The sequence below is a fragment of the Paenibacillus sp. FSL R7-269 genome (assembly GCF_000517865.1).
Classification (GTDB): Bacteria; Bacillota; Bacilli; order Paenibacillales; family Paenibacillaceae; genus Paenibacillus_AQ.
On record NZ_ASPS01000018.1, the window covers coordinates 123,647 to 135,748 of the forward strand.

At 50.7% G+C, this 12,102-nt stretch carries 9 protein-coding genes and 2 pseudogenes; 1 reads left to right on the forward strand and 10 read right to left on the reverse strand.

Annotated features, from left to right (window positions below; translation table 11 throughout):
* Nucleotide 1: 1 nt before the first annotated feature.
* From C162_RS08565 to C162_RS08600, 10 genes and pseudogenes are all read right to left on the reverse strand, one after another.
* Nucleotides 2–1,963, reverse strand: a complete 1,962-nt coding sequence (locus C162_RS08565) for a carbohydrate-binding protein (protein WP_084648863.1) — start codon at nt 1,961–1,963, stop codon at nt 2–4.
* Nucleotides 1,964–2,020: 57 nt separating this feature from the next.
* Nucleotides 2,021–3,031 (reverse strand): glycoside hydrolase family 130 protein, encoded by a 1,011-nt coding sequence (locus tag C162_RS08570; protein ID WP_036693514.1) that lies wholly within the window; start codon nt 3,029–3,031, stop codon nt 2,021–2,023.
* Between the two features lie 63 nt (nt 3,032–3,094).
* The gene (locus C162_RS08575; protein WP_036693516.1) at nt 3,095–3,931 is read right to left on the reverse strand and encodes a carbohydrate ABC transporter permease; all 837 of its coding nucleotides are present in this window, start codon (nt 3,929–3,931) and stop codon (nt 3,095–3,097) included.
* Nucleotides 3,932–3,945: 14 nt separating this feature from the next.
* On the reverse strand, nt 3,946–4,848 hold the full coding sequence (locus C162_RS08580; protein WP_036693549.1) for a carbohydrate ABC transporter permease: 903 nt from the start codon (nt 4,846–4,848) through the stop codon (nt 3,946–3,948).
* A 105-nt stretch (nt 4,849–4,953) separates the two neighbouring features.
* On the reverse strand, nt 4,954–6,342 hold the full coding sequence (locus tag C162_RS08585) for an ABC transporter substrate-binding protein (protein WP_036693518.1): 1,389 nt from the start codon (nt 6,340–6,342) through the stop codon (nt 4,954–4,956).
* Between the two features lie 172 nt (nt 6,343–6,514).
* Entirely contained in the window at nt 6,515–8,146 is a 1,632-nt protein-coding gene (locus C162_RS08590) for a response regulator (RefSeq protein ID WP_036693520.1), read from the reverse strand.
* Between the two features lie 3 nt (nt 8,147–8,149).
* Nucleotides 8,150–9,958, reverse strand: coding sequence for a cache domain-containing sensor histidine kinase (locus C162_RS08595; protein WP_036693521.1), 1,809 nt, complete (start codon nt 9,956–9,958; stop codon nt 8,150–8,152).
* Between the two features lie 292 nt (nt 9,959–10,250).
* A complete protein-coding gene (locus C162_RS35285) occupies nt 10,251–10,415 on the reverse strand; it encodes a MerR family DNA-binding transcriptional regulator (protein WP_083677928.1) in 165 nt (54 codons plus the stop codon).
* A 164-nt stretch (nt 10,416–10,579) separates the two neighbouring features.
* A pseudogene (locus tag C162_RS35290) lies at nt 10,580–10,738 on the reverse strand (transposase); the annotation flags it as partial.
* 166 nt (nt 10,739–10,904) lie between these two features.
* Nucleotides 10,905–11,369, reverse strand: a complete 465-nt coding sequence (locus C162_RS08600; protein WP_036693522.1) for an immunity protein YezG family protein — start codon at nt 11,367–11,369, stop codon at nt 10,905–10,907.
* Nucleotides 11,370–11,665: 296 nt separating this feature from the next.
* On the opposite strand from C162_RS08600, the pseudogene C162_RS36340 reads away from it, so the two are divergent.
* A pseudogene (locus tag C162_RS36340) lies at nt 11,666–11,932 on the forward strand (transposase); the annotation flags it as partial.
* Nucleotides 11,933–12,102: the final 170 nt, after the last annotated feature.

The window sequence follows — 12,102 nt, forward strand, 5'->3', positions numbered from 1 at the left end:
TCTATTTGAACTGGAACCAAGTTAAATTTGCCACTGTGGTTGAATCTGACTTCACAAAAGTAACATATACCGTATGGGTCCCTACAGCTGTCCCGGCAGTAAGCGGGATATTCTTGAGGGACCATGTCTGCCATCCGCCCGTGCTTTCTGCCGTCCAATAACCCAGCATAGTGCCTGTAGGACTGTCCAAGTGGAATTCGATCCTTCCGCCGGAATAAGCGGATGCAACCTTCAAATCAATGCTTGTTTTAGCTGTGCTGCCAAAGTCTACATTTTTAAATGCGATATAGTCGCCATTACTCCCTCCACCAACATCCAGCCCGCCATCCGTGCTTGCCTCATAGGATAAAACACCTGAACTAAGGTTATAGCCTTCCGCTTCAAATTTTAATGTGTTGAATTTTGGATCTGCAGCATAGCTGTTCGTATCTGTTATTTTCAAATCTGCCAAATTATTTACCGCAGCTCCACCGACGCGAACATTGTTTAGTGTAACTCCAGAGACCGTAGAGGTGTCATTCCAACCCTTCATGATTGAAACTTCACCTAAAGCGCGTAAATTGATATTATTATAGACCACATTTTTGATCGGGCCGGTTTTGGCAGAAAGATCAAACCATCTGGAGTGAACACCGGATCTTGGCCAGAAGCCTTCTACATCTATATTGTCAAATACAATGTTTTGTGCTGCTGGAGTTCCATACAGATGACCTACCGCTAAAGCGCGCCAGCACCGGTATACATAAGAGTTTTTAACAACGATGCCATCCTGAAGCTGTTTCACACCATCTCCAACCTTGAATGCTCCACATCTGCTCCAGGCCAAAGCATCATCCACAACTACATTGGACTGGTTCTCAGAAGTTCCCGGCCAGTTGGCAGCGATATCCGTAGTGGCTACATCCCATGTCTTAAAGGAGTAAGTGTCATCCTCCGATACGGCTACAGTGTGCTTGATGAGTACATTCTGGCTCTCTTGAATATCGATTGCATCATTCTCATAATCAAGCTCATTGTTGTTGAAGTGCTTGGTATTCTGGAAGGTGACGTTGTTGGATCTGGTAACGATTGTAGCCCAGCCGCCGCTGTCTCTGATGGTTATGCCGTCAACCGTGAAGTTGCTGCACTGCAAGGGTACAAGAATATTGTTCAAATAATTGTTTGTGTTTCGCATATAATGGCCATTGCCGTCAATCGTTCCCCTGCCATATATCTTAATATTGTTTGCATTGGTTTCGGTATAGATAAACCATGTTCCATCCTTATTCAGAGAATTCTTGTGGAAATGAGTAGTGTAATCGCTTGGATTTCCTGAACCCCGTATAACCGAACCACCCTCCAGATAAACCGAAACATTGCTTTTTAGAACAATGTTCCCGCTCTTGTATACTCCGGCTGGAACGTATACGATACCGCCGCCTGCTGCGTTAGCCGCATTGATAGCGTTTTGTATGGCAGTTGTAGCCAAAGTGGCACCGGTACTGTCAGCACCATACCCGGTTTTAACATTATATATCCCTGTACCGGAGGAAGCCGGAACATTGGTTTCAAGCGCATCTGCCGCAATCACCAGATCCTTCAGATTATTGATTTTGACGATGAGATAGGTTGGCGATGAAAGTGTAAAGGTAAGTGTGTTTCCGCTCTTGGTTGCAGTGATTCCCAAAGCTTTGGGAGAAATATTATAGGTATTGATGGGCTCGCTTGCTGTAATTGTGATTGTAGTCGTACCTGAAAAAGAGAAATTACAATAATTATAGTTTACAAATACCGCGGAAGTGTCGATTACCGGTATATTGGTGGCGTCTGCTGTTACCGTGTATTGACTGGTCGTGGTATAGACCGACGGTAATGGATAGCTTACGATTGTACCCGCTGCGCTTGCTGTCAAAGGAAAGACCGGTAACAGGTTGGCCATACAAAAAATTAATAATGCACTTAATAATTTGAACCTTTTCAACATAAATAAACACCTCTTTCATAAAGTCGATATATTTCCGCCCTCAGCCAGCTTCCAATCTTATTTATGTCCCGGCTCCAGACAGAGCCTGAGCAGATCGTCCACATGGGCCGTTGCCAGGCATTCCACCGTATCCGCAGAGCCATAATAGATCTTGACCTCGCCGTCATCCTCCAGAATCATCCCTCCGGGGAAAATCACATGATTGCGGAAGCCCCCGCCGATCTCATAATCCGCCTCCGGTGCCAGCAGCGGCTGCTTACTCATGCCGATCACCTTGCGGGGGTCCTCCAGATCCAGCAGCATAATTCCGGCGGTATAGCGCTTCTTCCAGGTGTCTTCCCAGCCGTGCTTGCCCCTGGCCGGGTCTACATCCACCGCATGGAAGGTGGTCAGCCAGCCCTTATCCGTCCGGACGGGAGGCGCGGCCGGACCGACCTTGTCATTGGCAAACGGCACCTGCTCGACGGCAAGCAGCAGGCTGGAGTTGCCCCAATGTATGAGGTCCGGCGACTCGGAGATCCAGGCGTCGAAGCGGTCCCGGCCACCGCGGCTGTACACTGTGAAGGGACGCTCCAGCCGGACATACTTGCCGCCGATCAGCTCGGGAAACAGCACCATATTGCGCAGGTCCGGTGTAGACAGGCTAAGCACCTCGAAGTGTTCCAGATCATCGGTAACGGCAATCCCGCCGCGGATGCCATGGCGCGTATCCACGGCAAAACACATATAACAGCGGCCGCCGATTACGGTCAGGCGCGGGTCATAGGCGCGGATAGTCTCCTCGTCATGCATTTTGAACACCGGCTTCGGGCCGGCGGTCCAGCTCAGCCCGTCATCACTGTAGGCAATACCGAGATCCGTGGTGTGGTGCGGCTCAAGCGTCTGATCAGCCAGTGAGCCGTAATCATTGCGGAAGATCATCACATATTTGCCGTTGAATTTCGTTACACCGGCATTGAATACCAGTGCGGTGGGGTAAGGAACCTTCGATGCATCCAGCACCGGATTGCCCGGATACCGCCGGATGAACGGGGCGGATTGTAGAATCGCCGGAACGTGTTGAGTCATGGGGTGTACCTCCTTGAATGTTGAATGTTAAACATGGAATATGGGTTGCGCAGGACCGGACCGCTACCCCTTCAGGGAACCGGCCGTCATCTGCATGAAGGATTTGTTGGCGAACAGATAGGCCACGAGAATCGGCAGAATGGACAAGCAGGCGCCCGCCATCATATAGTGGGTCTGGGAAGCGGCTGAAATCCCGTACTTCAGGTTCGCCAGTCCGACAGTCAGCGTCTGCAGCTCCGGCTTCGTCATCGTGAACACGAGCGGCAGCAGATATTCATTCCACGCGCCACGGAAGGTGAACAGGGCACCTACGCCGAGTCCGGGTCCGAGCAGCGGCAGAATGATCCGCCAGAAGGTCCGGCCGGGAGAGCAGCCGTCTATTAGCGCCGCCTCGTCCAGCTCGCGGGGAATCCCCTTCATGAAGCTTGCGAGAATGAAGAAGATCGAAGCATGGGCGGAGATCAGAATCAGGATAACCCCCCACAGGCTGCTGTGGAGATGAAGCTTGACCATCAGATCGAACTGCGGACGCAGCACGACCGCCCCTACAGCTACGAACATGGTGAAGGACTGCAGTCCGATATACAATTTTTTGCCGGCAAAATCCATCCGGTCCACCACATAAGCCGCCATGGATGATACCAGCAGCGTGCCGACCACCGCCGCCAGGGAGACAATCAGGCTGTTCAGGGTATACCTGGAGAAATTGGCCTGCGCCCAGGCTTCGGCATAGTTCGAGAAGTGCCAGCTCTCCGGCAGGAAGGTCGCACCCGCAGTAAGCTCGGCATTAGTCTTGAAGGAGCCCAGGATGGTGATCACAACCGGAATCAGGGTGATAAAAGCAAACGACAGCAAAAATATCCACAGGATTGTTTTGCCCAGTATGGTTCTTAGTCTCATAATAGCCTCTCTCCTCAATCGGTCTGATTCATGCGTCTGGATGCGTAGAAATAAATGAGTGATATCATCCCTACAATGACCGCAGACACAAAGGCAACCGCACTGCCGTATCCGAACTCCTGGACCTGGACCGCCGCGCTGCCCCCGCCGACAGGGAAAAATAATTTGTACAAATACAGGAACATGACCTCCGTCTTGCCTACAGGACCGCCTTCAGTCAGAACCATGATGCTCTCGTAGCCTTTCAGGGCTGTAATAATCGCCAGCATAATAACCATCTGCATGACAGGCCCTAGCATCGGCAGGGTGATATAGCGGAACTGCTGGATTTTTCCTGCCCCGTCCAGGGAAGAGGCCTCATACACATCCTCGGGAATATTCTGCAGACCGGCGAGGAAGAGCAGCATATAATTGCCGACCGCCCCCCAGGCCGCAACCAGAATGACGGTGAGCATGGCATATTTCGGCCCTAGCCAATCCACACCGGAATCCGAGAGGCCCGAGCGGATCAGGAACTGGTTAAGAATCCCGTTATATGAGTTGAAAATCGTGAAGAAGACTACAGCCATTACGGCGGTACTGATGACGGTCGGCATGAAGAAAATCCCCCGCAGCAGCTGTCTGCCCCGCAGCCCCCGGTTCAATATGGCTGCCAGCAGCAGGGCCAGCGGAATGGTGATCAGCAGCTTGCCCCCTGCATAGACAAATGTATTCACCACCGAATCCCAGAACTGGGTGTCCTTCAGGATGCGGCTGAAATTGGCCAAGCCTGTAAACCGGGCCGTTCCGAACCCTTTGTAATCATAGAACATATAGCGGAACGCCCAGGCAATCGGGTAAATTCCGAGGACCAATGTGAGCAAGGCACTTGGAAAGATAAAGCTATATGAAAATAAGGCATGTTTCGTTTTGTTCATCTGGTTTCTTCCGGCTCCTCTCCTTGCGGCCAGAGCAGAGGGATGGGGAAGCAGCTTCCCCATCCCCCGCTATCCTGACCTGTATCTCTATCCCTAACCTTCCGTCTACTTGGCGAACTTGCCGCCCAGAGCGGCGGGATCAAAGCCGGCATCCGGCTCGGCCTTCACGCCGTCATTCGCAATCACACTGTCCAGTGCAGCGTTATAGCGTTTGTTCAGATCAGCGATAATCGCCTTGAGGTCGCCGCCGTTCAGCATATATTTGAAGAAGGCGTCATCCGACTTCATTCCTTCCGGTGCTACAGACGGATAGACCGGCCACACTCCATCGTTCTTATTCGGCAGGAAGCCTTCAATGCCGTTCACATCCGGTGTCTTGGCTGCTGCGCTAATGGATGGAACCATGGAGATGCCGAAGCCTTTTTCCTGATAATCCGTCAGCACCTGATCGCCGTACATGAACTCCATGAACTTCCAGGCTGCTTCTTTGTGCTCTGATTTCGAGCTGAGCGCCAGCCATTGGCCTCCGAGGAAGCCGGAAGCCCCCTTCACATTGCCGTCGATGGTAGGAACCGGAGCTGCCGCCCAGTCAATCTTGGCCGGGAACTGATTCTTATAGACGCCCGGCTCTGAGGAGTAGGACATATACATTCCGATCTTGCCTTCCGCAAACTGTGCCCGCAGCGGATCAATATCCAGCGATTCTACACCCGGCAGCATGCTGCCGTCGTCCTTGATCTGCTTAAAGGCATTGATGATCGGCTCGAAGCCGCTGAAGTCAAAGCGGGCCGTCTTGAAATCATACCCGAAGCCGCCATAGCCGCTCATTTCCGCAACCACCCGTGCCGAACGTGCGAATGCACTGCCGGGGTTCTTGAAGTTAAGGGCGAAGCCGTAAGCGCCGTCCGCTTTGCCGGCTGCTGTCAATTTCTTGGCTGTATCCACCAGCTCCTGCAAGGTAGCCGGCGGATGCTCAATGCCCGCTTTGGCGAACAGATCTTTGTTGTACACCAGACGCATGGTCGTTCCAAAGTTCGGCAGACTGTAACGCTTGCCTTCGAATTCATTCAGATCCGGCATGGCCGGGAATTTCGCCTTCAGCTCATCGCTCAGGAACTCGTCAATCGGAGCAAGAAAGCCTTTTTTGTAGAAGGTCTGAACGGTATTCTCCTTCACCCGGATCACATCCGGTGCATCAGAGGTCTGGAAGGACAGATCGAGCGCGGTATCGAAGTCATCGCCCTTGACGACCAGCTCCACTTCAATCCCGTCCTTATTGGATGCGTTGAACTCGGCTACCTTCTCCTTCACGAAATCTGCATCATGGCGGTCGCCTGTCCAATAGCTGATTTTAGTTTTTTCCCCCGAACCAGCTTTCGCCCCGTCTCCTGTGCCTTCAGCTGCATTGCCGCCGCCACTGTTACCGTTGCCGCAGGCTGCTAAGCCAAGTGCCAGAACCAGGCTCAGAGATGTCATTAGCATACGCTTCATCATTGGTTGTGCCCCCTTATATATTCCTTATGTACTCGCTTACAATCTGATTATAGACGGATTGGCGCATCCGGATAAGGCGGGTAAGCCCACATTAAGGGCAGATATTTGCAGGAGTTCTATACAGATAAGGGAGGTAATCTCCGCCCTGCGGAAATCCCTCCCCTGCTGTTCCCTATTCTTTTCCAAGATAATGCAATTTGAACTCGGACGGGGTCATGCCGGTATATTTCTTGAACACCTCGCTGAAATAGCGCCTGTGCTCATACCCGAGCTCCTGGGCGATCTCCTGAACCTGCCGGCCGCTAATCAGCATCGCCTTCGCCTTCTCCATCTTCTCATGCATCACATACTGCTGGAACGAAATCCCCTGCACCTTCTTGAACAGATTGGAGAAATACCCCTGACTAAGGTTAATCTGCTTCGCCATCTGCTCCAGCGACAGCCCCGTATCCAGATGACTATGGATATATTCGACGGCCTGGCGTATAATCCGCGTGGACTCCAGGGAACGGGCCTCCGTAACTAGTGTACAAGCCTCCCGGCACAGCCAGGACAGCAGGTCCCGGATATCCTGCAGGGAAGGATGCACCTGATTCTTCATGGCGGCAATTCTGAGTTCCAGCGGTTCCACCTGCCCGTAAGGGAACTGCTCCAGCAGTACCCGGCAGATCCTGGAGCTCAGCTCATAGCCGACACTCTCAACATAACGCGGATCAGGCAAAAGCCCGCTGTCCAGCAGCTCCGAGAACAACTGGTCCAGCACCTGCAGGCTTTTGGCAGAATTGCCGGAACGCAGGGCGAACAGCAGCTCCTGCTCAGCGGCGGCGGAATAGCTATGGAGCGAGAAAGGTTTATTCTCGATATTGCTATAATGATATACCCCGTTGCCTCCGGTATAGAAATGATACCCCAGCGCGCTAAGCGCCTGTCTGTACGCCGTTCCCAGCTCCTGAATCGCCTCCGTGCCCAGGCCCACGCCAATTGAAAGGGTATGACGCGAGAAGCGGCTGACATTCATGCAGCAGGCCTCCGTAATCAGCGCGGCAGTCTCCGGGTCCGAGCCGTTCATGATGCAGACGTACCGGTCTGTCGCCTCCCGGATAATAACGCCGCGGGTCAGGGAGGAAATCGTCTCTTCGAGAATATTGTGCAGGCTGAACCGCAGCAGCTCGACCTCCTGCACAGGCTGGCTGCTCAGCTTCTCCGCGAAATGATCGATCTCGGCGACAAACACGAAGAAATCATGCTGGTCCAGCGGGATATCAAGATAGGCCCAGCGGGAACGGGCATCCGCCTCTGTCGTCTGGTGGTGCAGCAGGAAGGTGAGATATTCCTGGCGGAGGATGGGCAGACTTTCTCTGATTCTAGCCTCCATCACAGCAAGTCTGGCGGTCTCCTGACGCTCCTCCCGGCACAGCTCCCTGGCCTTCAGCACTGCATTCACAATCTCCTCCAGGGAAAAGGGCTTCTTCACAAAATCAAGCGCCCCCAGCCGGATGGCCTCCTGGGCATAAGAGAACTCCGAGTAGGCGCTGAGAATAATAATCTTACAGTCCGGCAGCACCTCCAGAATCGCCCGGGTCATCTGCAGGCCGTCCATTCTTGGCATCCGGATATCCGTCAGCACAATGTCCGGCCGGGTCTCGCGGATGAGCTGCAGTCCCGCTTCGCCGTCAAGCGCCGTCCCGGTGATCTCAATACCGTGCTCCTGCCACGGCGGCTTGCGCGAGACCATGTCCACCACACTTTTAATATCGTCGATTACACATAATTTGAACCTTTCCGGCTCCAGCTTCCGGTACATCCTTCAACTCTCCTCCCTAGGCGGAATCCACAGATCCGTCCGTGATCCCTTACTTGGCCCGCCGCTAACGTCCATACGGGCTTCGGCCCCGTAATACAAGGCCAGCCGGTGCCTGATGTTGAACAGGGCATAGCCTTTTCTGGACTGGGGGGCTTTGACCATCCCCTGCTTGACCTGTGCAGCATCAAGCCCCCGTCCGTTGTCGGTAATGCAAATATGCAGCAGCCCCTGCTCCCGGCTGACCGTGATATCAATCCAGCCTCCGCCGGTACGGTCGCTGAACCCGTGCTGAATGCTGTTCTCCACCACCGGCTGCAGGATAATCTTCGGCAGCAGGCAGGCCAGCAGGGCCTCGTCCTCTACCGTCACCGTGTATTCGAACAGACCTTCATAGCATTTCTGCTGAATAGCGAAATACTGCCGCATGTGGGACAGCTCATCCGCAAGGGTAATCAGATCCTTGCCGCCGCTGAGCCCGATCTGGAACATCTGCGACAACGACAGGATCATCTCGTTCACATCGTCATTCTCGCCCATGACCGATTTGCAATAGATGGTATTGAGCGTATTGTACAGAAAGTGCGGCTCCATCTGCGCCGTAAGGGCACGGATCTCTGCATGCCGCTTGTCCTCCTCCTTGGTCTTCACATCCGCGATCAGCGTCTTAATCTCCGACATCATCCGGTTGAACTGAAAGCCGACCTGGGCAACCTCGTCCTCATAACGGCTCTCATACACCACACTGAGCTGGTTCTCTTCGACTCTGCGCATCAGCCGCCGCAGCTTGAACAGAGGCTTCAGCAGCACAGAGGTCAGCTGATTGGAGATCAGCCAGGTGGCCAGCAGGAAGACTGCGATGACATAGAGGGTGATGCGCTGCACCCGCTGCAGCTTGCCCAGCAGCTGGTCCCGTGACTGCATACCGGAGATGATCCAGTCGGGTGATGAGGCTGAGCCTGTATAATTAACCAGATATTCCTTGCCGCCGTAGCTGTAATAGTGATCCTGCGGATCGGCTGCTCTCCCGGCTTCGGGAAGCACCGGCTTCCAGGGAAACCTGCCCCGGAACGGCCAGCGGGACTCCACCACCGCCTCTCCTTCCCTGCTCACCAGATAATAGTTCCTCCCCGCTTGTGCTCCGCCTGTATTCAGCAGCTCATCTATCCGGCCCTCCCTGATATTGACCACAATAAATACATTGCTGATCGGCGTGTAAGGGTATTCATAAATTCCCCGGACTACGAAGGAGACCACCCGCTGGCTGCCTGTGAACAACCGGTCATAATGTCCTTTGGCCCAGTAGCCGCCCGGCTGCTCCTTGCTCAGATCATATAATTCCGAACCGTAGAAAGAGTTGTCCTGCGCCCGGATCTGCGTAGTCGAATAGAAATCTCCAATCGGGGTAACGATCAGCACGTTCTCAATGATCGGCTGATTGAACGTTGCCTGGGAGAGCACATATTGCAGATCCGACAGATGCACATAATAATTCGACACATCGTGGCTGAACACATCGAGCATCATCTTACGGTATGCATCGCTCAGCATCAGGGACTGCACGGACAGCGCCACATCATTCAGGCGGGAATCCAGCAGCTGTGCCGTCTTGTTTACCGTCTCCCGGCTGCCGGCGTAGGCATTGTCCTCGATCTCCTGCGCAGCAATCCAATACGAGAAGGTGCCCATTGCACCGATGGACAGCGTGATCAGCACGATGAACGAGAACAGAATCCTCTGCTTGATGGATATCCGGTAATACCTGCCGGCGATCTGCCGCCTGAGCTTGCGGCCATAGGCTGTCAATGTATTCATAGCTTTCCCTTCTGAAGCATGTACCTTGTACCTCCCTTTGGTTGTCCGTTCTTGTCACTTGTACAATACGGCTGCTACGGCCCGGCGTCAAGATAGGGGATGAGGATTCATACGTTTGAAAGTTCAATATCTCCGATTAATATTTTTTATACTATGTAATAAAATAGCACCTCCCCAAAATGTGGAGAAGTGCTATTTATTAATAGAAACATTTTGTTTTAATTTATAATGATATCCCCTACGTTATTTTGGAGCATTTTTACAGTATTTAAAGATCGGTTTATTACATAACTTAGATTCTGAGGTTCACCCATTTTGACAAAATATAGTGTCTTATCTTTATAGTTCCGTAAGGGTCGCGTTGAAGAAATGGCAGCAACCCTTTCCTTTCATAAAATCGGATGGTATGAGGAGGAATCCCCAGCCTTTCCGAAGCCTCTTTAATGGATAAACTCACCTTGAGACCTCCATTTCCGGTAAGATAATATATTCCGATTTACATGACTCCCACCAATTAGGGAGAATCTTGAATTCATTGTACACCTTAAACTTAAGTTTAAGGCAACAGCTTCTTGGAAGTGGTTGATGTGCTTTGGAACGTTACAATCAGGATTTAAATACGCGGCAGGTCAGCGGACGTTTCTGCCACTGGTGGATATCGTCCAGCACCGTAGCGGTGATGTTACTGATGGTAGCGGGCGAGTAATGGGTGCCAAACATGCTTTCTATAAACCGGGCCACATCCCGGGTGCCCATGCCGGATTTGTACATCTGGATCACATCAGGGTACCCAAAAGAGAGTGACCTGCAAGCCTAATTCGTTTGATTATACTCCGAAATATTACTTACAGTTTTCGAAATTATAAGACACTTATTATGAATCTTATACAAAAACGAGAGGTGTCCAGTTCAGCTATTGAATAGCTGAACTGGACACCTCTGAGGTTTAATCCGTTTTTGTTTTGAGATATTCATTTAAATAAGATTGGGCAAATTCGTCTGTAGGATGTAGTCCTAAATTTTCATACTTCCAGATTGTAAATTGTTGCGCAGGGGAGAACAGAACTTCATCGTAACTGTAATCAATATTAAATTTTCCAGATTGATCTAGATACATTGTCAGATTTGTCCAGGGTTCAGGAGAACTTTTAAGTGACTCCGCATTTAGCTCAACGAAATACTCTATTAACTCTCTGTCCAATCTATTATATATTTGATCATCTACCCCATAAACTTCAGGAATAGATTGACCAAATATCAACTCGTTCTGGGTGGTAGAATTGTAATAAAAATAGACTATTCTTGATCCCGGCAATATCTCAGCATAGAGATAAATTTTATCCCATTCATCAGGAATTATTCCTACGAGCTTATTGCCTATAAGCTGATATAGTTTTTCAACCTTTTTCACAGATGTGTTTAACCTCCAACTTGATTTAAGATTGTTACTATTAGGATATGTAACATTATTAATTTTCCCACATGTCCGACATACTGAACTTGTCCATAGTGCTCATACCACTTTAAGAATTAAATGTTATACCCTGAGTTGTTGATATAAATATAAACAGAGACTCATTATCTATTCTTTTTAATTCACCGTTATCTAACGCAACTAGAACTTCTATTTCTAATTCAACCCAGTATTTATCAGGCAATTTCCTTCCATTGTATCTATTTCGATATAAAGACCAGCTGAGCTTCTGGATTAGCGCCTTTTGTTGCACGGATGTTGCATTGGAAACCGAAACGATTGCAACCTACTATACCAAGCGCTGGCCCATTGAGATTTTCTTTCGACAATCCAAGAACAATTTAGGCTTCGGCACCTATCAGGTACGTTCGGCCAAAGCCTTTATCTGGTTGTGGATTCTCTTAACTTGGACTCATCTATTTGTCTACGAATCCGCCCAAAAGGGGATTTCATTTCAGGCCGTCTGTGAGCGTTTTTTTAAAAAAAGCAGCCTGAATTAAGCAGGCTTCTTTTTATGTAACATGTTTCCTTTGAAATAACCATTCTTAATATTAAAAATTAGCGGCATAATGTCAACTTCATTTAGGGCGTGTCTTAAAACTAGATATTGCTTCCAACGCATAACCGTAGCATAATTTTACAAGGACGCAATTACGAGGAGCTTGTAAAA

Bases quoted from the DNA above. Each gene is read 5' to 3' on its own strand.
- C162_RS08565 (WP_084648863.1), bottom strand. From the start codon at position 1,963: ATGTTGAAAAGGTTCAAATTATTAAGTGCATTATTAATTTTTTGTATG.
- C162_RS08570 (WP_036693514.1), bottom strand. From the start codon at position 3,031: ATGACTCAACACGTTCCGGCGATTCTACAATCCGCCCCGTTCATCCGG.
- C162_RS08575 (WP_036693516.1), bottom strand. From the start codon at position 3,931: ATGAGACTAAGAACCATACTGGGCAAAACAATCCTGTGGATATTTTTG.
- C162_RS08580 (WP_036693549.1), bottom strand. From the start codon at position 4,848: ATGAACAAAACGAAACATGCCTTATTTTCATATAGCTTTATCTTTCCA.
- C162_RS08585 (WP_036693518.1), bottom strand. From the start codon at position 6,342: ATGATGAAGCGTATGCTAATGACATCTCTGAGCCTGGTTCTGGCACTT.
- C162_RS08590 (WP_036693520.1), bottom strand. From the start codon at position 8,146: ATGTACCGGAAGCTGGAGCCGGAAAGGTTCAAATTATGTGTAATCGAC.
- C162_RS08595 (WP_036693521.1), bottom strand. From the start codon at position 9,958: ATGAATACATTGACAGCCTATGGCCGCAAGCTCAGGCGGCAGATCGCC.